At 32.6% G+C, this 23,115-nt stretch carries 24 protein-coding genes and 1 pseudogene; 18 read left to right on the top strand and 7 right to left on the bottom strand.

Translation table 11 applies throughout. The features are described from left to right. The 6 genes from TA89_RS07545 to TA89_RS07520 form a co-directional block, all read left to right on the top strand. On the top strand, positions 1 to 941 hold a 941-nt coding region (locus TA89_RS07545; protein WP_040212240.1), incomplete at its 5' end, for a S16 family serine protease. Further along, positions 942 to 1,523 carry a ribosome biogenesis GTP-binding protein YihA/YsxC gene (gene yihA, locus TA89_RS07540; RefSeq protein ID WP_040212238.1) on the top strand — a complete coding sequence of 194 codons (582 nt, stop codon included), beginning with the start codon at positions 942 to 944 and terminating at the stop codon, positions 1,521 to 1,523. A 121-nt stretch (positions 1,524 to 1,644) separates the two neighbouring features. Then, complete coding sequence (locus TA89_RS18830) at positions 1,645 to 2,157, top strand: hypothetical protein (protein WP_242850102.1); 513 nt, start codon at positions 1,645 to 1,647, stop codon at positions 2,155 to 2,157. Positions 2,158 to 2,239: 82 nt separating this feature from the next. Next, entirely contained in the window at positions 2,240 to 2,446 is a 207-nt protein-coding gene (locus TA89_RS07530; RefSeq protein ID WP_040212235.1) for a hypothetical protein, read from the top strand. Then, positions 2,437 to 2,706 (top strand): hypothetical protein, encoded by a 270-nt coding sequence (locus tag TA89_RS07525; RefSeq protein WP_040212233.1) that lies wholly within the window; start codon positions 2,437 to 2,439, stop codon positions 2,704 to 2,706. Before TA89_RS07530 ends, TA89_RS07525 begins: the two co-directional genes overlap by 10 nt. Before the next feature lie 88 nt (positions 2,707 to 2,794). Beyond that, positions 2,795 to 3,118 carry a hypothetical protein gene (locus TA89_RS07520; RefSeq protein ID WP_040212232.1) on the top strand — a complete coding sequence of 108 codons (324 nt, stop codon included), beginning with the start codon at positions 2,795 to 2,797 and terminating at the stop codon, positions 3,116 to 3,118. 25 nt (positions 3,119 to 3,143) lie between these two features. Here TA89_RS07520 and TA89_RS07515 read toward each other — a convergent pair whose 3' ends face one another. The 5 genes and pseudogenes from TA89_RS07515 to TA89_RS07495 all read right to left on the bottom strand — a co-directional run bounded on the left by TA89_RS07515 (position 3,144) and on the right by TA89_RS07495 (position 6,553). Further along, the gene (locus tag TA89_RS07515; RefSeq protein WP_040212231.1) at positions 3,144 to 3,512 is read right to left on the bottom strand and encodes a bactofilin family protein; all 369 of its coding nucleotides are present in this window, start codon (positions 3,510 to 3,512) and stop codon (positions 3,144 to 3,146) included. A 339-nt stretch (positions 3,513 to 3,851) separates the two neighbouring features. Continuing rightward, positions 3,852 to 4,285: pseudogene (gene perR / locus TA89_RS07510) on the bottom strand (transcriptional regulator PerR). Positions 4,286 to 4,584: 299 nt separating this feature from the next. After that, a complete protein-coding gene (locus TA89_RS07505) occupies positions 4,585 to 5,049 on the bottom strand; it encodes a hypothetical protein (protein ID WP_052447363.1) in 465 nt (154 codons plus the stop codon). 19 nt (positions 5,050 to 5,068) lie between these two features. Further along, positions 5,069 to 5,656, bottom strand: coding sequence for a J domain-containing protein (locus TA89_RS07500; RefSeq protein WP_040212230.1), 588 nt, complete (start codon positions 5,654 to 5,656; stop codon positions 5,069 to 5,071). A 24-nt stretch (positions 5,657 to 5,680) separates the two neighbouring features. Further along, the gene (locus TA89_RS07495; protein ID WP_040212228.1) at positions 5,681 to 6,553 is read right to left on the bottom strand and encodes a DUF5685 family protein; all 873 of its coding nucleotides are present in this window, start codon (positions 6,551 to 6,553) and stop codon (positions 5,681 to 5,683) included. Between the two features lie 159 nt (positions 6,554 to 6,712). On the opposite strand from TA89_RS07495, the gene TA89_RS07490 reads away from it, so the two are divergent. The 3 genes from TA89_RS07490 (at position 6,713) to TA89_RS07480 (ending at position 8,104) form a co-directional block, all read left to right on the top strand. Next, positions 6,713 to 7,033, top strand: a complete 321-nt coding sequence (locus TA89_RS07490; RefSeq protein WP_040212227.1) for a hypothetical protein — start codon at positions 6,713 to 6,715, stop codon at positions 7,031 to 7,033. A gap of 51 nt (positions 7,034 to 7,084) precedes the next feature. Continuing rightward, positions 7,085 to 7,795: an MgtC/SapB family protein gene (locus tag TA89_RS07485; RefSeq protein ID WP_040212226.1), complete on the top strand. Its 711-nt coding sequence runs from the start codon at positions 7,085 to 7,087 to the stop codon at positions 7,793 to 7,795. A gap of 114 nt (positions 7,796 to 7,909) precedes the next feature. Next, entirely contained in the window at positions 7,910 to 8,104 is a 195-nt protein-coding gene (locus tag TA89_RS07480) for a hypothetical protein (RefSeq protein WP_040212225.1), read from the top strand. A gap of 37 nt (positions 8,105 to 8,141) precedes the next feature. Here TA89_RS07480 and TA89_RS07475 read toward each other — a convergent pair whose 3' ends face one another. After that, positions 8,142 to 9,617, bottom strand: a complete 1,476-nt coding sequence (locus TA89_RS07475; protein WP_040212224.1) for a nicotinate phosphoribosyltransferase — start codon at positions 9,615 to 9,617, stop codon at positions 8,142 to 8,144. A gap of 132 nt (positions 9,618 to 9,749) precedes the next feature. Here TA89_RS07475 and TA89_RS07470 point away from each other — a divergent pair, with 132 nt between their 5' ends. From TA89_RS07470 to TA89_RS07450, 5 genes are all read left to right on the top strand, one after another. Next, a complete protein-coding gene (locus tag TA89_RS07470; RefSeq protein WP_040212223.1) occupies positions 9,750 to 11,750 on the top strand; it encodes an ATP-dependent helicase in 2,001 nt (666 codons plus the stop codon). Between the two features lie 122 nt (positions 11,751 to 11,872). Further along, positions 11,873 to 13,849: a cell division protein FtsA gene (locus tag TA89_RS07465; protein WP_040212222.1), complete on the top strand. Its 1,977-nt coding sequence runs from the start codon at positions 11,873 to 11,875 to the stop codon at positions 13,847 to 13,849. 17 nt (positions 13,850 to 13,866) lie between these two features. Further along, a complete protein-coding gene (locus tag TA89_RS07460; RefSeq protein WP_040212221.1) occupies positions 13,867 to 15,057 on the top strand; it encodes a M20 metallopeptidase family protein in 1,191 nt (396 codons plus the stop codon). Positions 15,058 to 15,087: 30 nt separating this feature from the next. After that, positions 15,088 to 16,056 carry an RluA family pseudouridine synthase gene (locus tag TA89_RS07455; RefSeq protein ID WP_040212220.1) on the top strand — a complete coding sequence of 323 codons (969 nt, stop codon included), beginning with the start codon at positions 15,088 to 15,090 and terminating at the stop codon, positions 16,054 to 16,056. 9 nt (positions 16,057 to 16,065) lie between these two features. After that, positions 16,066 to 17,676 carry a putative polysaccharide biosynthesis protein gene (locus tag TA89_RS07450; protein ID WP_040212219.1) on the top strand — a complete coding sequence of 537 codons (1,611 nt, stop codon included), beginning with the start codon at positions 16,066 to 16,068 and terminating at the stop codon, positions 17,674 to 17,676. Between the two features lie 49 nt (positions 17,677 to 17,725). Here TA89_RS07450 and spoVB read toward each other — a convergent pair whose 3' ends face one another. Further along, positions 17,726 to 19,180 carry a stage V sporulation protein B gene (gene spoVB, locus TA89_RS07445; protein ID WP_242850103.1) on the bottom strand — a complete coding sequence of 485 codons (1,455 nt, stop codon included), beginning with the start codon at positions 19,178 to 19,180 and terminating at the stop codon, positions 17,726 to 17,728. A 289-nt stretch (positions 19,181 to 19,469) separates the two neighbouring features. Between spoVB and TA89_RS07440 the strand changes: the two genes are divergently transcribed. The 4 genes from TA89_RS07440 to TA89_RS07425 all read left to right on the top strand — a co-directional run bounded on the left by TA89_RS07440 (position 19,470) and on the right by TA89_RS07425 (position 22,971). Next, positions 19,470 to 20,198 carry a zinc dependent phospholipase C family protein gene (locus TA89_RS07440; RefSeq protein WP_040212216.1) on the top strand — a complete coding sequence of 243 codons (729 nt, stop codon included), beginning with the start codon at positions 19,470 to 19,472 and terminating at the stop codon, positions 20,196 to 20,198. A 58-nt stretch (positions 20,199 to 20,256) separates the two neighbouring features. Continuing rightward, on the top strand, positions 20,257 to 20,778 hold the full coding sequence (locus TA89_RS07435) for a cupin domain-containing protein (protein ID WP_040212215.1): 522 nt from the start codon (positions 20,257 to 20,259) through the stop codon (positions 20,776 to 20,778). Beyond that, the gene (locus TA89_RS07430; RefSeq protein WP_242850101.1) at positions 20,723 to 22,453 is read left to right on the top strand and encodes a B12-binding domain-containing radical SAM protein; all 1,731 of its coding nucleotides are present in this window, start codon (positions 20,723 to 20,725) and stop codon (positions 22,451 to 22,453) included. The genes TA89_RS07435 and TA89_RS07430 overlap by 56 nt, the downstream gene beginning before the upstream one ends. Before the next feature lie 191 nt (positions 22,454 to 22,644). Continuing rightward, complete coding sequence (locus tag TA89_RS07425) at positions 22,645 to 22,971, top strand: hypothetical protein (RefSeq protein ID WP_040212214.1); 327 nt, start codon at positions 22,645 to 22,647, stop codon at positions 22,969 to 22,971. Positions 22,972 to 23,115 lie beyond the last annotated feature (144 nt).

Genomic DNA, 23,115 nt, shown 5'->3' with positions numbered 1-23,115 from the left:
ATCTTTCAAAAGTGATGTTTATAACCACTGCTAATACACTTGATACAATTCCAAGGCCGCTTCTTGATAGAATGGAAATAATTGAAGTCTCAGGATATACTTATGAGGAAAAGCTGAATATAGCAAAAAGGCATTTGATTCCCAAGATATTGAAGGAACACAATGTGATAGACAAAGTAGTATTTCAAGAAAGTGCTGTGATGACAATAATTGAAGGCTATACCAAGGAATCCGGCGTGAGAAATCTTGAGAGGCAGCTTTCCAGAGTTCTTAGAAAGGCTATTGCGGATATGCTTGAAAAGGATAAGGAAAAAGTTCAGATTACTTCTTCTAATATAGTCAAATATCTGGGGCCACCATATTATTCCTATGATAAAGTAAAAAAAGAGGATAGAGTGGGAGTAGTTACTGGAATGGCATGGACTGCTTACGGAGGAGATACACTTCCTGTAGAAGTTTCTATAATGGAGGGCAGCGGAAAACTTGAGCTTACCGGAAAGCTTGGTGATGTTATGAAAGAATCAGCCAGAGCCGGATACAGCTATATTCGTTCTAATGCTGAAAAGTATTCTATAAATCCTGATTTTTATAAAAAGAAAGATATTCATATACATGTGCCTGAAGGAGCTGTACCCAAGGATGGTCCATCTGCAGGAGTAACTATGGTTACCGCTATGGTATCTTCCTTATCAGGAAGAAAGGTAAGGCATAATGTGGCGATGACTGGAGAAATAACATTAACAGGGAGAGTTCTTCCAATAGGGGGACTTAAAGAAAAAACTTTAGCTGCATACAGAGCGGGAATAGATACTGTAATTATTCCAAAAGATAATGAAAAAGATATAGATAAAATACCTAAAATTATAAAATCAAAGCTGAACTTCATTGCTGCAGATAATATTGATGAAGTATTAAGAAATGCATTGGCAGGTGATAATTAGATGATAATTAAAACCTCAGAATTTATTACATCCGCTGTGAAGAGAGAGCAATATCCCACGGATGAAAAGTATGAAATCGCATTTGTAGGAAGATCAAATGTAGGTAAGTCTTCCATTATAAATGCAATAACAAATAGAAGACACCTTGCTAAAGTAAGTTCCACTCCTGGGAAAACCAGATTAATTAATTTTTTCCTTATTAATGGGGAATTCTATCTGGTGGATTTACCCGGTTATGGTTATGCAAAGGTATCAAAAAAGGAAAAAGCAAGCTGGGGAAATATAATCGAAAGTTATTTGAACAGCAGAAGCCAGCTAAAGAGGGTTGTATTGTTAGTTGACTGCCGCCATAAGCCAACTGCTGATGATATACTTATGTATCAATGGATAAAGCATTATGGCTACGAAGTCATCATTGTAGCAACCAAGAGCGATAAACTTTCAAAAAATGATATCAAAAAAAGCGAAAAAGTTATTAAAGATACATTAGAGCTTGACGGCGATACTAACATTATCTTCTTTTCATCTGTTAAAAAAGAAAATAAAGAAGTGCTTATTGATACACTTTTTCAAGGTTTTTAAAACTAAGCATATTACTGTTAAATCAGTAATATGCTTTTTTTTGTGTCAAATTATTCAAGAAAGAATAGTATATAATATAAAACTTAAAGATAAACAAACAAATAAGAAAGGAGGAAGTAAAGTGGATATAAACAAACTATTAAACGAATTAACAGGAACACTTCATGATCAAGATGGACCTGGAATACCAAAGGGGATATTAGACGGAATTGGAGGAAGAGGTAATAGTTTATTTTTGATAATAATACTATTGGTACTCTTCTCAGGCTGCGGTTTTGGTGGAGGTAACAATTGCTTTGGCGGTAACTTTAATTGCTGCTGTGACCCATGCAGAAGAAGACACCGCAGACACCGTAAGCATCATAAGCGCAGAAAGCATCGAAGAGAATGCTGCTGCTGTGAATGCTGCTGCAACCAGTGCTGTGATGACTGCTGTGATGATGACTGCTGCGAATGTGAACCCTGCTGCAATCCATGCTGTTGCCAAGGTGGAGGATTCGGTAACGGATTTGGATTTGGTTCTGGATGCGGAATATGGGTAATTTTAATAATTATCTTTTTATTATGCGGTAGAACCACACAAGTGTGCCACCCTCAACCCCATGCTGTAGTAAATCTTGAAGATGAAGACTAGAAAAAACCACTAGAAGCTTAAGATGATATCTAACCATGTATACAATTAAAAACAAACCATTGCCCAGGAAGGGGGGTTTAAGATGTTTAGAAGAAATTGCTGCTGTAATAACAACTTTGATGTATGTACAGTACTTCCGCTGCTTTTAATACTTGGAAAGTCAGGAATATTAAAAGATGAAAATGCTTTCATTTTATTGCTGCTTTTCTGGCTGTGCGGTGGAGTGAATGCATTTCCAATTTCCGGTTTAGGATGCGGATGTCAACGAACTAGAAGAATGTGCTGCTAAATTTAAAGAACTGGAAATACTGTGATTTGGATGAATCAAACTGGATAAACATGGGAAAGGGAGTGAATAAAATGAGATGCGGATGCTCAAATTTTGATGTATGTACAATTATTCCTTTGCTGATTATACTGAGTAAATCAGGGCTGCTAAAGGATAATAATACCTTTATACTAATACTTTTATTCTGGTTATGTGGTGGAGTTAATGCTTTCCCAAGAGGCGGCAGAAGATGCGGCTGTAGATGTTGTTGCGGATATTAACCTAAACTAGAATAAAATTTTGGAGGGCGAAAGCCCTCCAATAAAAATATAATAAATACATAACCATTAATAGTTAGGAGGGGAATAAATGGCAAAGCATAAGAACAGGAGAGAAGACGAAAGAAATCCTCAGAATTTTGATTCAAATCAGCTTATGAGTTTGCTGGGAAATGTAGACTTAAATCAGCTGTCAACATTACTTAGCGCAGTTAATACCGAAGGATTTAATATAAACAACATGAATGTTGAAGGGATGAAGAAACAAAACAATCAGGGCGGGCAAACAAGGGAATCTGACAGAGACAATACCGTACAGCTTCTAAACTCTTTAAAATCTTTTGTATCTCCTAAAAAGACTAAAGTAATTGATAAAATAATTGACATGTATCTCTCTGGAGAATTTGATGAATAATTTAAAGGTGCAAAAGCTGCACCTTTTATTCTGTAGGTTCTTTATCTTTTTTCTGAGTAACCATTGTGCATTTTCCATCTAGCCATCCGCCTTCTTTAATAATTACATTTTTTACTGTAATATCTCCTTTTACCTTTCCAAAGGATTCAATAGTCAGTATGTTTTCGCATATTATATTACCATCTACAAATCCGTTTACACAGGCGTTTATGCATGAAATATTCCCTTTTATTTTAGAATCAGTACCTATTATTATATCCTGCTGCCAATCTAAATTTCCATCTATTAAGCCATCCACTTTAAGTAAACCTTCGCCTTTTAAATTACCTTTAATAACACATTTTTCTCCTATAAGGGTTTCTATTCTATCGTTTTTTAATTCCTTTTCAAACATATTTACCTCCTAAAAATTTTCAATAATATGTATAAACAACTATAGCTATGGTCATAATACTAATGTATTAGGAGTATTATGCTCCTATTCTGTTATAAAGTAATTTATAACAGTAAATAACCCCCATCCCCCTTTGGGCCGCTTAAGCGGCCCTTTATTTCTATGTAGCTTAAGATTAAAGGTGTAACTGCTTTTATTAAATAATTATATTTTTAATATTATATTTATATGATTAAAATTAATTATTCTTTATTAAAATCCAGATAGTTTAATTAAAATCTTTGAAAATTAAATAAAGCCTGAAAGGAAGTTATCCTTTCAGGCTTTATTTAAGATAAACTAGTTATTAGTTACATCTTTCTGTTTTTTTTGGCATTCACTGCAAATTCCATAAAATAAACCTTATTTGATATTATTTCGTAATTTGAATTTTGTTTAGCAGTTTCATTAAGTCCGGTAAAGCATACACCAGAAAGATCATCAACTCTGCCGCAAGACATACATTGTATATGTGGATGACAGGAAGAATTCCCATCATATCTAAAATTACCTTCACCAACATTAATTTCGGATACAAGACCTACTTCAACTAGAGTTTTTAAAGCTTTATACACTGTAGCAAGACTCATAGTTGGATATTCTGGCTGAAGAGCTTTATATATTGTTTCAGCAGAAGGGTGTTCCATTGTTGATTGAAGATATTTATAGACAGCGATTCTTTGAGGAGTAAGTTTTAGCTTTTTTTCTCTAAAGATTGCGGTAATCGTATCCATAAGCACCATCCCTATTATTTAGTTAAGTATATTATATAATAGATATTATTGACTGTCAAAAATAATTTGCACAAATATAATAAAAAATTAACATATTTATTACAAAACTTCAATATGCTTAACTTTATCTTGATTTTTTAATAAAGAATTGATACAATTAAGTTGCTGTGTTAATTAATTAACAATCAAGCTTCAGTTTATTCTCTTTTTGAACAGGTAACTGTTCATTTTTTTTTACATTACAAAAAATAAACAGGCGACTCCTGTTTATTTTTTGAGAATATGCTTAGAAAAATAATTTATAAGTATTGTAAGAGCAAAATCGTAGATAAAAAAACTATCTGCAAAGTAAGTACAACGTATATAATGGGTATTTGGATATTAAAATACTGTAATATCAGTGATTTAGCCAATATATAAACAAAAAATAAATCAAGATTGAAAAAAAGAAGCTTTAGTCCTATTTCAACAATAGTATTTCTATATCTTTCTATAAAAAGCTTAACTATTCCGTAAGGTCCAAAAAACAATAAGTATAATATGAAAATACTTTTAAGACCGAATAAAAATGCTATTAAAGAGGTAGATAAATATACTAAAATAGCATGTCTAATATCCATGGTTAATATGGAAATTGGTATCATTACAGAAGAAAGTGTAAGCAGTGTTAATTTATTTGTGGGAAAAATAAAGGTTAAATATAGTATTATCACTGACAGAGCCGTTAATAAACCACCCTTTGCTAAATACACACTTTTTTTCACTTAATCACCTTCCTAGTTATTATATGCAGGAAATCAAGTCTCCTCCACAGCATTCGCATAAACAATCCATACATATTAAATTCATACAGCAATCCATGCTGTCATTACCGCTTCTTGTGCTTCCGTAGTATTGCTGTCTATAATTCATATTTCTATTTTTTAGAAAATTCAAAGCCTGAGCGTATTCCAGATTGTTGGGATTCATGGAATAAGCTGTGCTTAAATAATTATAAGCTGAGTCATTCCAGCCTTTATTCATGTGCACCATTCCCATAAGGAAGTTCCACTCTGCATCTCTGGATGAAATGTTGTTTAATTTTTGTTCTGCAGCAGAGTATCTACCGCTTTGTATATCCCGCCGGATTTCTTCATAACTTAAATTGGATGAACCTTCATAGGAGTTTCTGCTTGTATATGTCTCCTTTTGTTTCATTAAAGCATCATAGGCTTCATTTAATTCTCTCATTTTTTCTTCCGCTAAATCTCTCAGCGGATTATCACCGTATTGATCCGGATGATACTTTTTTGCTAAATCTCTATAAGCAGATCTGATTTCTTCTTTGCTTGCAGTTTCTTTTATCCCTAATACTTCGTAAGGATTTCTCATATAGTTACACCTCATTTTCTTTTCTTATAAAGCAGTATATTTATTAATTACTAACTCATATCTGTGCATAAGCCCCAGGGAAAGTATATTATGCAGCAGGGCATTATTAAAGTTTGCCTGTAAGCTGTTATAATAATCAAGCACATTATTGGCGCAGCATAATATATTAAATTCTACTCCATCTTTTATTTTAATATAAAACTCGTTAAAAGATAAACCATTTTTATTAAAAACTGCATTTAAGGGATTAAATTTATTTTTTCTCATGTCTTCTTTTAAATCATCTAAGGCATCCATAAGATAAATCCACTTCCCTAAGTTATAACCAAGATTAAACAGATTATCTTTTCTGGTTTCATCCATAGAAGGGTCATAGTTTTCTAAAACCTTTCCTGTGAGATATGCAAAGGGATGGCATACTTCATCCAGTGAATCTATAGATTCCTTGCTCTCATAGCTATTAAGAAGATCAAGGTTATCTTTAATTACTGTATTCAAAGTTTTGTACTCTTTAGAAAACAAATCCTTATATCCTTTTAAAAACATGCCGGATAATGCACCCTTCAAACTTTTATCATCCTGAATATCATCACAGATTTTATAGTAGGTGAGTGCTACGTTTAAATAAGCCGAAAAGATTAGAGCTTTATTTGATTTAAGAATCATCCGATTTTTAGAAGGATGAATTAAGCATCGGCTCATATAATATGTTCCTTCCTCCTCTCCCAGTGAATCCAGGAGTATAGCCATAAAAGTCATATCATAGTTAAGGCAGAGTCTTGGTATATTGCCAAAGCTTTCTTTTATAGTCCTGCAGAGTCCGCAGTAATAAGCTTTAAAAATTTCATAATCTTTAACTTTCAATTCTGGTTTATAGGGTTTAACATAACCAAACATAATAGTTTCTCCTTTGTGAATATCATAAAGAAATTATAACATATGTTAATAAAAATTGGGGACTACATTAAATGGTAGTAAATTTAGTAATACTATACTATAATATATTTTAATATATGATTTTATTTATAATAAATTTTAATAATCAGGAGGTATTATATGAGTAAATATAAGGTTGGAGATGAACTTTTAATAATTAATAATCCTAATGAAGAAGCTAAAAAGCTCAGGGCTATGACAGGATTAACTTCTGATGGAGAATATGCTCAGATATCCTGGGGGATAAAGATAGTTGATGTAGAATACGATAAACCTAATGTGATTTTAACATATAAAAATCTGCAGGGAGATACTAATAAGGTTTTTGCAGTATGTAGGGACATAGATAATTTTGACAGGGAAAAGGTGCTTGAGAAAGCTTTGTTAAAGGCATTTCAAAATGAAGTCATTAACATTTCTGTAGAGAAGAATTCCCCTTAATACATTAAAATTATATTTTAGACAGGGAAGTATGGTATTGGAGGGTAATAAGTGCAAAGTTATGAAGCAATTTTGAGAATTATGTTAGCTGTTCTTATTGGTGGAGCAATAGGCTATGAAAGAGAATTTAACAACAGACCTGCCGGACTGAGAACTCATATATTAGTGTGCTTAGGTGCAGCGGTTATATCACTGATTCAGGTACAATCTATTGAAGAAACCACTAATATGATATTAAAATATCCTCAGCTTGAAAGTGCGCTTAAGGCTGATATAGGAAGATTTGGAGCACAGGTAGTAAGCGGTATTGGTTTTCTTGGAGCGGGTACTATAATACACGAGAAGGGATCAATAAAAGGTTTGACTACAGCTGCAAGCTTATGGGTAGTAGGATGCATTGGACTAGCTATTGGTATGGGGTACTATATGCTTAGTTTAACAGCTGGAATTGCAGCTGTAATAATCCTTGTAACTTTAAAGAAATTTGAGGATCGATTTGTTGACAAGCATAGGGTGATTAAATACGAAATTTTATATATCAATAGAAACAGTACTATGCAGTTTTTAGAGGAATACTTTACTGGGAAAAGAATCAAGGTGACTCACATAGAATATCCTCTTGAGGAAGAGGAACTTATAGAAGAGGAGCAACAGGTGAAAAAATGCGTTTATACCGTTTTAATACCGCGGTACATAAGCTCCACTGATGTATTATACGGTTTAACTAAAAATGATAGTATTGTAAAGGCAACTATATTATAGTGTTTTTTAAATAGCTGATTTTTAATTTGAAGCTTTATTTTTAATAGAATTTAAAATATAATTAACTTAGGGTAGGTAAGAAAAGGGAACACTAATTAGGGTGGAGGGATTAGAATGAGTCAATGTCCTTTTTGGTCAACTAAAAAAGAAAAGGTTAGCTGCTCTCATGAGTGTGCTTTTTATTCAAAAGAGGAAATAGAAAGCTGTCCTTTTAAAGTTTATTTAGGAAGCAGCAGAATAAATATAAAAGATATAATGGATTTTAATTTCCATGAGGAAGAAAATCTTGCGTTAACTGAAAATTGGTAGTAAAACAAAAAAAGTGCTGGGAATTCCCAGCACTTTTTTATTCTTTATATATTTCTGAGTATTTATGAAGCAGGTTTTGCTTTAACTTCCATAGATTTAAAGAAAGATCTACATAATAGTTATGAGGGTTTTCAAATCTTAAAACCTCAGGCCACAACTTTTCTGTTTCTTCCTTTGCAAATTCTCTTATGGACATTACATCAGGACTTTTATAAACAGGCTTGCCTTTATCAAATATTTTAACCATTAACTCTTTTGCATAGAAATTTTTTATTTTCTTTTTCTTCCATGTATAAACAGGATCGAAGATCTCAAGAGGAGAATTAGGATCTATGGTTTCATCGTGAAGAGTAATTAAATCTGCTACAGCCTTTTTACTCTTTTTGTCAAAAATCCTATAAATCTTCTTGAATCCGGGATTTGTAATCTTTTCCTGATTTTCGCTAATTTTAATCTTTGGCACAACACCTGATTCATCTTCAACAGCCACCAGTTTATATACTCCTCCGAAGACTGGTTCAGAACGAGCAGTTATTAATCTTTCACCTACTCCAAAACTGTCAATAGCAGCTCCTTGAGATAAAACATCAGTGATTATATGCTCGTCTAGGGAGTTTGATATTATAATTTTTACGTCTGGATATCCGGCTTCATCCAACATCCTTCTACACTCTTTTGAAAGATATGTAATATCTCCGGAATCTATTCTTACTCCACCAGGTCTTATTCCTTTAGGTTTAAGTACTTCATCAAATACTTTAATAGCATTAGGAATACCTGACTTTAAAACGTTATATGTATCAATCAAAAATACGCAGTTATAGGGATATATTTCCGCCCAAGCTTGAAAAGCTTCGTATTCTGTGGGGTAAAGCTGTACCCAGCTGTGAGCCATAGTACCGGCAGCGGGGATATTAAACAACTCTTCAGCAATAGTACAGGCAGTAGAAGTACATCCGCCGATTACAGCTGCTCTGGCTCCATATATTGCCCCATCATATCCTTGAGCTCTTCTGGAACCGAACTCCATAACCGGTCTTCCTTCGGCAGCACGGCATATTCTATTGGCTTTAGTGGCAATTAAGGTTTGATGATTGATGGTTAAAAGTATCATGGTTTCTATAAACTGTGCCTGAATTACAGGACCTCTAACGCTTACTAAAGGTTCATTTGGGAATACGGGATTTCCTTCAGGGATAGCCCAAACATCACATTTGAATTCGAAATTATAAAGATAATCTAAGAATTCTTCTGAAAAAATCTTCTTTGATCTAAGATATTCTATGTTGCTTTCAGTAAAATGAAGAGAGCTTAAATATTCAATAAGCTGCTGTACTCCAGACATAATACAGTAGCCGCCTCCATCAGGAACACGCCTGAAGAACATGTCAAAATATGCTGTTTTTTCTCCTACTCCAACATTGAAATAACCGTTTCCCATAGTTAATTCATAAAAGTCAACCAGCATTGTTAAGTTTCTTTCATTTGTAACATCGAAATTGGTTTTATTCATAATTATTCCTTTCTGCAAGTAAAATAATATATTTATATTGTAACCTTACCATAAAATTATTACAATATAGTTATTTCCATATAAAAATAAGGCAATAATTACTGATAAACAGCCTTAAAAAGGAGAAGATTAATGAGTTTAACCCTAGATGAATGCCAAATTGAGGCAGTACGTACAAATAAAGATAAGGTTTTGGTGGTTGCAGCTCCAGGTTCAGGAAAAACTACGGTAATAGTTAACAGAGTGTATTATCTCATGAAAGAGCTTAAGGTAAGCAAAGACAATATAATTGTAATAACTTTTACAAGAGCAGCAGCCCAGAATATGAAGGAAAGGTTTCAAAGGCTTTGGAAAGGAGAAGGTGTTCCCTTTTTTGGCACCTTTCATGGCTTATTTTATAAAATTTTAAAGCGGCACAAAGGAGATATAAATATCATAAGCCCATCGGCTGCCTATTCATTAATAGATCGAAGCCTTCAGGAATATATGGATGAGGTGGGAGAGGATAAGGTTAGGGATATATTAAACAGCATTTCCCTTTTTAAATGCAGCGGATCAAGCATAGAAGCTTTTAATAGCTCTATGGATAAAGAGGTTTTTATAAGCTGTTTAAAAAATTATGAAGCATATAAAGCTAAGAATAAACTTTGGGATTTTGATGACATTCAGATAGAAACTAAAAAGCTATTCCAGGAAGACAAATCACTGCTTAGTAAATACAGAAATCTGTTCAAACACATATTGGTAGATGAATTTCAGGATTGTGATTATCTTCAAATTCAGCTGATTAAAATGCTTTGTGAAAAAAGCAGTTTGTTTTCCGTAGGAGATGAAGATCAGTGTATATATGCTTTCAGAGGTTCAAATCCTCAATGTATGGTGAACTTTCAAAAACATTTTGAAAAAGGTATAAAATATTTTCTGGATTATAATTATAGAAGCGCTGAAAATATAGTAGAATGCTCAAAAAGTTTAATAAAGCATAATAAAGAAAGGTACGAAAAGAATATTAAGGCTTTCAGAAAAGACTCAGGAAGGGTTAATGTCAATTATGTTTATAATGAAGTGCAGCAGGCTGAGTCTGTGGTTTCAGAAATTATATCAGCAGTTAATAAAGGTATGAATTATGGCGATAATGCTGTTCTTTTCAGAACCAATAAGGAATCAAGGAACATTATAGATGCTTTTATAAGAAAAAAGATACCCTTTATACTGTTAGATAAGGAATATAATTTCTTTGAGCATTTCATATGCAGGGATATACTTTCTTACTTAAGGCTCAGCATCGATTGCAAAGATAGAGAAAGCTTCTGCTGCATAATTAATAAACCCTTCAGATATGTAAGTAAAAGCAGCATATTAGAGGTTAAAAGTCACATGTACTCAACGGACTGTTTTGAAATTCTTAAAAGCATAAAAGATATTCCTGTATTTCAGATAAAAAATATAGAAAGGCTTCAAAAAGATATTGCTTATTTAAATAAAATATCCTTAAACAGTGCAATTAATACAGTTTTAATGGAGCTTGGGTATATTGATTATTTAAAAGAATACAGCACTAAGTACAAAGTACCTTTCGAAGAGCTGGAGGAGCTTTTAGAAGAGTTTATTGAAGCAGCCTCGGAATATAAAAGTATTTTAACTTTTTTATCCCATGTGGAGGAGTATACCGCAGAGATAAAAAATAGCACTAAAAAAAATAAAGAGGATTCAGTAATATTAAGCACCATACACGGAGTAAAGGGAATGGAATTCAATAATGTTCATATCATTAACTGCAATGAAGAAAATATTCCGCATAAAAACAGTTTAAAAGATGGAATAGAAGAAGAGCGGAGACTTTTTTACGTAGGGGTTACAAGAGCGGTAAATGCATTAAATTTATATGCTCCTAAGAAGATTTTAGGAAAGGAAAAGGAGGTATCCAGGTTCCTAAAGGAAAGCTCCTTCAGATCATCTTCCTCAATGATATATCCTTATAAAGTAAACGAAACTATCTATCATAAATATTTTAAACAGGGAAGTATTTCTAAAATTAACGACAATGTCATAGAGATAAAATTTAATGATGGGATTTCCAGGCAATTTGATATTGATGTACTTATGAAGAATAAATTAATAGAGAAAATATAAGCTTACATAAGCTGCATTGAAACATATATTCTAATAATATATAATCTTATTATGCTCATATTCATATGAATATGAGCATTTAAACTGATATGTTGAAAGTTATAAAGGTTAGAGGGGTTAATATGATTAAGGATAATAAATATTTATTTGCTTTAGATATCGGAACTAGAGCTGTTAAGGGAGCTTTAGGAAAGATGGAAGATGGTAAATTCAAAGCGTTATGTGAGAATACCATGGAACATGAGGAAAGGGCCATGATCGACGGTCAGATACATGATATAAATAAAGTAGCTAAGGTTGTATCTGAAATAAAAAGCTATATAGAAAAAAGTATGAATATAAGCATACAAGAAACTGCCATAGCAGCTGCGGGAAGATTTTTGAAAACCGTAGTATCAAAAGCCGAGATTATCATAGATGAAGAAAAGGAAATAGGAAATGACATGATTAGAAGCTTGGAGCTTCAGGCGGTGGCAGCAGGGGAAGACAGCATAAACTTAAACAGTGCTGGAAAATTATATTGCGTGGGATACAGCGTAAAGAACTACTATTTAAATGGATATTTAATATCAAATCTCTTAGGACATAAAGGGGAAAATATTGAATGCGAAGTTATAGCTACATTTTTACCTAAATCAGTAGTAGAAAGTTTATATTCTGTAATGGAAAGAGTAGGATTAAAGGTAATAAATATGACTTTAGAGCCTATTGCGGCTATGGAGGCTGTAATTCCTAAAAAGCTCAGATTGCTGAACATAGCATTGGTGGATATTGGAGCTGGTACATCGGATATAGCCATATGCAGCAAAGATTCCATAAGTGCTTTCGGTATGGTACCAAAAGCAGGGGATGAAATAACGGAAGCTATTGCTGAAATCCTTATGGTGGATTTTATTTCTGCGGAGGATATAAAAAGGAAGCTTAGTTTAGAGGAAAATATTGAATACACAGATGTATTGGGAATATCTAATATAATCAGTTCCAGGGATTTGATTAAAAGAATTTCCTCTTTAATAACTAAGATTGCCGAGGAAGTGGGAAGAAAAATTCTGGAACTTAATAATGAAAAATCTCCAGGAGCTGTTTTTCTGGTAGGAGGGGGAGCATATACCCCTAATATAGCTGAAGAGTTATCTAAAGTGTTAAACATTCCTATTCAAAGAATCGCAATAAAGACAAGAGAAAGCGTAGAAGAGTGCATATGCCAAGATTATACCAGCGGTAGTATTGGAGTCACTGTATTAGGCATTGCTTTAACAGCATTAAAAAATCTTGGAAAGGACTTTATTAATGTAAATTTAAATGGAAACATAATCAGCATGTTTAATACCAGGAATCTTTCAGTGAAGGATGCTTTAATAAATGGGAATATAAATCCTCAAATGCTTATACATAAAAATGGAAGAAATGTTAGGTTTGCTTTAAATGGTATGAAGCGACTGTCCTTTGGTGACCTTGGTAAAAGTGCAGAAATTAAAGTTAACGATATTGAAGCTGCGCTGGATACGCCTATAAAGGACCAGGATGTAATAACCTTTGTTCCTGCTGAAGACGGCATGGACGCACACCCGAAACTTTCAGATTACCTTATAGAATATGATTCCAAAAGAATTATATATAATGGAGAAGCTATTTATCTGGAACCTTTCGTAGAGGTTAATGGGGTAAAAGCAGAAGCAGAATATAACATTAAAGATGGAGATAATATAGAAATAAGACATATAAAGACCATAAAAGATTTTATAGATACATATATTAGTAATGAGCAAAATGTTAAAAATATAAAGGTCAATTGTAACTATTGCTCACTTGAGTATAATATAATGGAAGGAGATATTATACAGCTTGATGAAGCATCAAAAGAAAAAGGTGTACCACAGGATTACAGCAAGCAGGATACCAGAATAAAGGTTTTTGTAAATGACAGAGAATATATTCTGAAAGGTAAGGACAAATACGTTTTTATTGATGTATTTAATTACATAGATTTTGATTTAACCTATGCAAGAGGTGTAATAACCCTAGAATTAAATAATAATAAAGCAGATTACCACTCTGAACTTAAAGATGGAGATATAATAAAAGTTTATTGGAAATAGCGGAGGCGATATTTTATATGATAGATTTTTTGAAAGAAGCAAAAGCTATGGAGCAGGAGCTTATAGAGTTAAGAAGAGACTTTCACATGCATCCTGAGCTAGGCTTTGAGGAGTATAGAACATCCTCTAAAATAAAAGAAATATTAAAATCCCTGGAGATAGAATATAAAGAAGTTGCAAATACCGGTATATGCGCTTATATAAAAGGAGAAGCACCAGGAGCAGAAAAAGGAAAGGTGATTGCTTTAAGAGCGGACATGGATGCTCTTCCTCTTGAGGACAAAAAAAGCTGTGAATATTCCTCGAAAAATCAAGGAAAGATGCATGCCTGCGGACATGACGCACATACAACGATATTACTGGGTGCAGCAAAAATTTTGAATAACCATAAATCTGAAATCAAAGGAACTATTAAGCTTCTTTTTGAACCTGCGGAGGAAACTGTAGGAGGAGCAAAATACATGATTAATGAAGGAGTTCTTCAAAATCCCAAGGTTGATGCTGTAATAGGGTTACATGTATCTGAAGATGTTGAAAGCGGGAAGATTTCTATTAAAAAGGGAGTGGTTAATGCAGCTTCTAATCCTTTTACTTTAAGAATAAAGGGAAAAGGAGGCCATGGAGCTCATCCTGAATCAACTATAGATCCAATAGTTGCTGCAAGCCACTTTGTAGTAGCTCTTCAGACCATAGTAAGCAGAGAAATTCCACCGGTATATCCTGCAGTGGTCACTGTAGGAAGTTTTTCCGGAGGCACAGCCCAAAACATAATTCCTGAAGATGTTGTGCTTAAGGGGATTATGAGAACCTTAAATAATGCGCATAGAAACTATGTTAAAAAGAGATTTGTAGACATCTTGGAAGGAATATGCAGAAGCTTTAGAGTTTCCTACGAAATAGAAATAGAAGAAAGCTATCCATGCCTTTATAATGATGATGATATGGTTCAGCATGTTATAAATACAGCAGAAGAAATTATTGAAGGTTCAAATGTATTAGAACAGCAATTTCCAAGCATGGGAGTAGAAAGCTTCGCTTACTTTTCCAATGAAATACCTGCTGCATTTTACTTCCTTGGAACTCAAAATAATGAAAGGGGAATAAACCACCCTGCTCACGGCAGCTATTTTGACATTGACGAAAATAGCCTTCACATTGGTGCTGCGCTTCAAGCTGCAGCAGCTTTTAAGTATCTTAGTAAAGACTAATGATAAAAAAATATAGATAGGAGCGGTTTTATGAATATTGAAATAGGCTCAAACGAAGCAGGACAAAGGCTGGATAAGTTTTTAAGAAAACTACTTAAAGATGTTCCTCTTAGTGCCATTTACAAAGCTTTAAGAAAAGGAGATGTAAAAGTAAATGGCAGCAAAAAAAATGAAAAGTATCAGCTGCAAAGCGGTGACTTAGTTGTAATTAAAGATATTACTTCAAAAAGAAAAAAAGAATATAATTTTCAAAAGGTAAATTCAGATCATCTGAAAATTACTTATGAAGATGAAAATATGCTTCTTATTGAAAAGTGGCCTAATATTCTAGTACACTCTGATAAGAAGGAGGGGGAACCAACTTTAACGGATTTTGCATTAAGCTATCTTCATGAAAAGGGTGATTATCTTCCTGAAAAGGAGGTAACCTTTACTCCTGCGCCCTGCAACAGATTAGATAGAAATACTTCAGGAATAGTGATATTTGGAAAAAACTTCGATTCTTTGAAGATTCTAAATGAAATGATTAGAGAAAGAAGTATTAAAAAATATTACGTGGCTCTGGTAAAAGGAAAAATAAAATCCGGTATATATGAAGCATTTATTAAAAAGGATGAGTCTAACAATATATCAAAGATATATGACGAAGAAGTACCCATGAGCAAAAGGATAGCTATGGAGGTAAAACTTATTCAAACCGATGGGCTGTATTCTTTTATAGAAATAGAATTAATAACCGGAAGAAGCCATCAATTAAGAGCCCATTTATCACATTTAGGAAATCCTATTTTAGGGGATATAAAATATGGAGATAAAAAGTTGAATGAGTTTTTTATTAATAAATATGGTCTGAACTATCAATTTTTATATGCTTATAAAGTTATATTTAAAGACTGTGGAGAAAAATTATCATATTTAGAAAATAAAACAATAGCAGAAAGCCTTCCACCAATCTTTAAGAAAATTAAGAATGATGTGTTTAGAGTTGTAATAAGATAGGAGAGGAATATGAAAGAACAATCAACCACCAGGGGAATGGCAATTCTTTCTGCAGCGGGTATAGCTGTAAAATTATTATCCCTGCTTTATGTTCCTGTTTTAATATCTATAATAGGAACTAATGGCTTTGGAGTTTATAATAATACTTATGCTATCTTTACCTGGGTTTATGCTATGACTAATATTGGCATGCAGCCTGCAATAGCTAAATTGGTAGCAGAATTGGATGAGGCGGGAAATCCTAAGGATGCACTGAGGGCATTTAAATTATCAAGAGCTTTATTGTTTATTGTGGGGATTACAGCTACGCTGCTTTTGATAGTTTTTGCAAAGCCATTAAGTGATATCACTAAAAATCCAAGAGCAATGTATTCCTTAATGACTCTGGCTCCTACTGTAGCTGTAACTTCTGTTTTGGTTGCTTATAGGGGATATTTTCAGGGAAGGAATATAATAACCCCAATAGGTGTATCACAGGTAATAGAACAGTTTGCCAATGTTTTTGTAAGTCTCCTCTTTGCTTATATGCTAATGAATATAAGCCTTGAAGCCGGGGTTGCTGGGGGAACCGTGGGAACTTCAGTAGGAGCACTTATATCTATTCTTTATTTAATATATATTTATAATTCAAGAAAGTATTTTAAAATTCCTAAGGAGGCGCAGACGGCACATAGAAGGCATTCTACAAAATATCTAGTTAAAAAGGTTATAAAATATGGAATGCCTATCACTTTAAGTGCAGGACTGCAGAATTTTGGAACGGTTATTGATGCAACAAATGTCAGAACAAGACTTCTAGCAGGTGGGTTTTCTATAGACAGCGTAGATCAGCTCACAGGATACTTAGGCCAATATCAAAATCTTGCATATGTACCGCTTGTTTTCATAACTGCTATAGCCACTATAGTGCTTCCTGCTATTTCAAGAGCTGTGGTTAATAGAGATAAAGAAAAAGTAAAAGAAAAAATAAATTTTGCTTTTAAGGTGGGATACATAATAACAATACCTTCCGCTGTAGGATTAGTTATATTGAGTAGCAGTATATATAAGCTTTTATATTGGAAAGACCCCTTCGGGTATAAGCTTATGATGTATGGTGCTTTTATAATGGTTTTTATGGCAGTAGTACAGCTTCAAACCACAATTCTACAGAGCCTTAACAAATTTTATACGGTTTTATATACCCTGCTTGCAGGACTGATAGTTAAGATTATTTTAAATTATATACTCATTGCTCACCCTGAAATAAACATATATGGAGCTATTATTGGAGGTTATGTTGGATATTTGATAACCTTTGTTTTAAATATAAGGGTGCTTAGAAAAGCTATCAAAAAAAGAACCGGATACTTTTCGCTTATGCTGGCACCGGCAGCAGCCTCTGCAATAATGGGAGTTTTCGTGCATTTTATTAATAAGTACATGCTTTTGCTCCTTGGTGGAAGCAATCCTTCAAGAATCCATTATGCTCTAGTTACTCTTATAGCGGTATTAGCAGGCGTTATAATATATGCCTACGGTTTAATTTTAACAGGAGTGTTAACTAAAGGTGAAATTGAGAGCATATCACCTAGAATATACAATAAGATACCAAGATTTATTAAAAACAGAATGAGATAAAAGAAGGTATATCCCTTTAGCAGATTTGAGCTTAAGAGATATACCTTTTTCATTGAGAAATTTTCTTGGTATAGTATATTGCAAAAATAAAAAGACTAAAACTTATAAGTATTACGGAGTAAGTTTTAAGTAGAAATAAATAATCCGGAAGGATCTTATAAACTATGTTTAAAATATAATAAAGCAAAAAGGTAAAGAGAGAATAAATAAGTACATTTCCGGAGGATATGGTTAATTGGAAGCTCTTTTTAATCTCTAGAATATTTGCAGCTACAGATAAAAAAGATGTAATTATCAGGGTTATACCATATCCGTATATATTTATTGTAGGAATTGAGGTTAAGTAAAATAAAATAATGATTTCTATAACTGAAATAACCATAGAGTTTCTTAATAAAATGTGATGTTTGCCCATTCCATTTAAAATTCCGTAAGTAGTTACGGAGGCGTAATATAAGGGGGAGGAATAGGCTGCAAATCTTATATACTGTCCTAAATCCCTTCTTTTAAAAATCATAAGTCCTAAGGAGTCAGGTATGGTGATGCATATCATAATTGTACATATGCCTAACAGAAAGGACAGCTTTAATACATCCTTAATTCTTTTTTCTGATGAATGGTAGTCTTTTTTGCTTATACTCTTTGAGAGGTCTGGAATTAAAATAGTGTTTATGGATCCTATTATAACCATTGGAAAAAAAACTATAGTCATAGCCATACCGGAAAATTTACCTATGAGAGAAAGTGCGGTACTGTATTCTATTCCTGCAGCAGCTAATCTTCTGGGAACTATTAACGCAGAAGCTGTAGAAAGAATGTTTGTTATAACACCATTTATGCATAAGGGAACAGAAACCGCTAATACATTGTACAACAACTGTGCTCTGCCTTCTACAGGTAAATGATGATTTTGAATATTTTTTTTCCTGTTTTCTCTATAATAAATATATAATAAAAAAAGGCTTATGAATTCTCCTACGCATAATGCGCTGTAAGATACTGCAAGTCTTGTGTTCATTGAATCAGACTTAAATATAGTTAAAAGCAGGAGTATTATAGAAATTCTTATTCCTTTTTCAAATATGTCTATAACAGCAGGTATCATTACCCTTGATATTCCATAAAAGTATCCTTTGAATATATTTGACAGGGTTATAAATATCATAGCTGGACATATTATTTTTAGTGCTGCTGAAGCCCTAAGGTCCTTAACAATGCTCACCGCTAAAAAATCATTTAAAAAAAACACTGAAAAAGCTACTGCTACACTCCATATTAAATTAAAGCCTAACGTGGTCTTAATGGTTTTATATAAATTTTTATAATCTTTATTTTCATAGTAAATAGCAGATATTTTAGAGATAGCAGCTACCATTCCAGCAGACATAACGCAGATAAATAGGTTGTATATAGGCATTACCAAGTTATATAAACCCATTCCTTCTGCTCCCAAGCTTCTCGACAGGGTTATGGAAAAGATAAAGCTGAAAATCCCTGTGGTTATATTGGATGAGGTTAAAATAAAAGTATCCTTGTAAAAGCGGTCCTTAGCCGTGGAAATTACCTCCTTATATTATGGTATCTATAAATAAGTATTCTAAATATGCAAAGGATATTCTTTATAATTTAAAGATTGATAAGCATTTGAAATATGTAAAAATACCTTAACAAATATTTACTGGACAATGAAAGAGAATTATGATATAACTATTTAAAATGATAATGAATATCAGTTAAGTTACCTTTTTATAGTGATTTCAAATAATTTAAATTTTAAATGGAAGTGAGAACAAATGAAAAGAGGATTAGAATTTACTTATGGTAAAATGATGAGAGGGGCTATGATAGTTGTAAATCCCGTTAAAAAGCTGGCAGTAAAAACCCACTGCATCGTTCATAAGTTTATAAATATACAGGCAATACAAATACTTCATAATGACGGATATAAAGAAGCAGCAGATTTTTACAGAAAGAATGTAAAAGCTTTAAATGAAGGAGTTACGTGGGCTGATCAGGACTTTAAGAGTTCAAACCACTTTTACCATTTGAGAAAGGAAAGAGGACTTTATGGGTTTTCAAATGCACTGATAGAAGCTGAAAAATATCTCAATATGGCTCAAAAATTTTTGGCTGAGGGAAAGGAAGTCAATAAAGCTTTGTTTTATCTTGGTACTTCCTGCCATTTAGTACAGGATGCTACAGTCCCTCATCATGTTAATAATAAGCTTTTAAAAAAACACAGAAAGTTTGAGCTTTGGATTATCCGAAGGCTCTTCAGTGATTATTCCTTTGCGGTAGAAAAGGGAATCATAAGATATGATGAGGTAAAGGATTATATTAAAAATAATGCTCAGATTGCATACGATGCTCATGAGAAATTCAGATATATAGAAGAGTTAGAAAATAGGTATTACAACATATCTGAAGTTATTTTAAAGCAGGCACAAAGGTCTACAGCTGGATATCTGCTGGATTTTTATGAAAAAAACTTAAAAGCCTTAAATAATAATTCCTCTAATTAGAGGAATTATTTTTTTTGTGTAGAAAATACTAAGTTAAGTAAAAATAAGGAGGGTAAACATGGATAAGGAGGCAGCTATTGATTTTGAAGGGTTTGTCTTCAAAGGGAGTTTGCTGGATATAGGTAGTGCTAACGAAGGAATAATATATAACATTTATAAAAATAATACAGTAAGTGATAAAATAGATTATGTGGATAATTACGAAGAAAAAGAATTAATGGAAAAGGACGTTTATGATAATGCAGCTTTATTTTTCTTTCTTAGTTCTTTAATAGGGAGAAAAGATAAAATTCAGTTGATTAATCAGATTTATGATTATTTAAAAAGCGATGGATGTATATTTATATGGGATATTGATAAAAAACCCAGGACAATATATAAAAAACATGTTAAAGTCCATCTTCCTAAAGGAAAAGACAGAAGTTTAATATTCACAGATTATAATATATTAAAGGATTCATCTCTGGAAAACACTTTAAACATACTTCAGCAGAATTTTAATATTGAAGAATATAAGGCTTGGGATGGAATTTATTATATTAAGGCAAAGAAGAAGGGAAGAGAAGAAGGGAATGCTTAAAGTACTATTAGTAGGAATAAATTCAAAGTATATACACAGCAATTTAGCAATAAGATATTTAAAGGCATTTACGAGGGAATTAGATTATGAAGCAGTATTGAAGGAATACACCATAAACGATAGAATTGAAAATATCCTTCAGGATATTATACTATCAAAGCCTGATATAGTAGCTTTTTCCTGCTACATATGGAATATTGATTATGTATCAAAAATTACAGAGCTTATAAAAAGAGTGGATAAAAGTATTGAAATTGTTTATGGAGGACCAGAGGTTTCTTATGACAGTTTCGAAACCATGAGGATTAACAAAGCAGACTATGTAATTGAAGGTGAAGGTGAAGAAACTTACAGGGAATTTATACTTTATAAGCTTGGAAAAATGTCTATAAGTGAAATAAGAGGTATATATTATAGAGAAAATGAGGATATTTTGTACAAGGGCGGAAGAAGCCTTATGGATATTGAAAGCGTAGTCTTTCCTTATGAAGAAAATGAAAATATGCTTAATAAAATAGTTTACTACGAAGCCTCCAGAGGATGTCCCTTTAACTGCAAGTACTGTCTGTCATCCACAGTGCATGGAGTAAGGTTTTTAAATGTTGAAAGGGTGAAAAAAGAGCTTGCTTTTCTCATTAAATCAGGGGTGAAGTTAATAAAATTCGTGGATAGAACCTTTAACTGCAACCATGAATTTGCTATGAGTATTTGGAAGTATCTTATAGAACAAGATACTGAAACCTGTTTTCATTTTGAAATATCTGCAGATTTATTAAAGGAGAAAGAGATTGCTCTGCTGGCTAAAGCCCCTAAAGGCAGATTTCAATTTGAAGTGGGAGTACAAACCACTAACGACAAAGTATTAAAAAACATCAACAGATATGTAAATTTTCAGGATATTAAAGATAAGGTGATAGAGTTAGAAAAAATAAAGAATATCAAACAGCATTTAGATTTAATTGCCGGTCTTCCTGGTGAGGATTTTGACTCCTTCAAAAACTCTTTTAACGAGCTTTACAGCATTGGTCCGGAGGAAATACAACTTGGTTTTTTAAAACTTCTTAAAGGGTCTTCAATGCGGGAAGAGGCTGAGAAGTGGGGGATGGAGTACTCTCCCTATCCACCCTATGAAATACTTAAAAGCAATACTATGAGCTATAATGAACTGTTAGAATTAAAAAAGGCAGAAGCCATGGTAGATAAATATTATAACAGCGGAAAATTTAATAATATAATTAACTTTCTTATTAATAAATTCGCTGCTCCTTTTGATTTTTATATGACCTTGGGAAATTATTTTTATGAAAAGGGATATTTTGCAAGAAGTATATCAAATACCGAATATTATAAAGTTTTTAAGGATTTTCACGAAAAATTCTTTGAAGGATATGCTGCTGCTACTGCTATGGAGGATATTATTAAATATGATTATTTAAGATTTAATAAAAAGCGAGGAGTACCAGATATTTTAAGAAAATCTATCACTAAAGAAGAAGAATACAAGCTTAAGAGGAAAATGCAGGAAATAATTAATTTTAATGATGTATATGTGGATAAATTTAATATAGATATCCCTAAATTCATAAAGAGTGGAGAGATTAATTTTACTCCTTCTTATATTATATTTGATCTGAGAAATGAAGATAATATAATTGACACAATATACAGCATTTAGATGAAATATATTCCATTAGTGGTATTATGGTATTAGAGTCACAATAAAGTTTTATAAAATTAAGTTAAAAAGTTGAAAAGTTATTAAATTATAAGTATAATGGAGTTTATAAACCGTAATTAATACTATATAAAGTATTAATTCATATTTTATTCATAGTTTTGAATTATCGCAGTAAGGTGGTGAAGCATTTGGCATTAGAAGCTATTAATGAAATTCGAAAAGCAGAAAAAGAAGCTGAACTTTTAATTAAAAAGTCCCAGGAAGAAAGCCGAGAAATATTAAAACAGGCAAAAATAAAAGCTGATAACAGTTATAATGAAATAATTCAATCAGCAAAAAATCAAGGGGATAATTATTTTAATCAGGCTGAAATAGAAGGGAATAAAGAATCTGAACCTATCTTACAGGCTGGTAAAAAAGAAACTGAAGAACTTCTTCAGGTTTCTCAGGACAGAATAGATAAAGCAGTTAAATTAGTGATTGAGAGGATAGTGAATAATCATGGCCATAATTAAAATGAACAAATTTACTTTGCTGGCCTTTGAATCACAAAAGGAAAAGCTTCTTAAAGAACTTCAATTATTTGAAGGAGTGCAGTTTATCAATCTACAGGATGAGGACTTTATTGAAAATCATCAGGAACTTCAGGACTTAAATAA

It is taken from the genome of Clostridium polynesiense, assembly GCF_000820705.1.
Taxonomy (GTDB): Bacteria; Bacillota; Clostridia; order Clostridiales; family Clostridiaceae; genus Clostridium_AA; species Clostridium_AA polynesiense.
The sequence above is the reverse complement of the archived record's forward strand: the minus strand, read 5'-3'. Positions and strand labels throughout refer to the sequence as shown.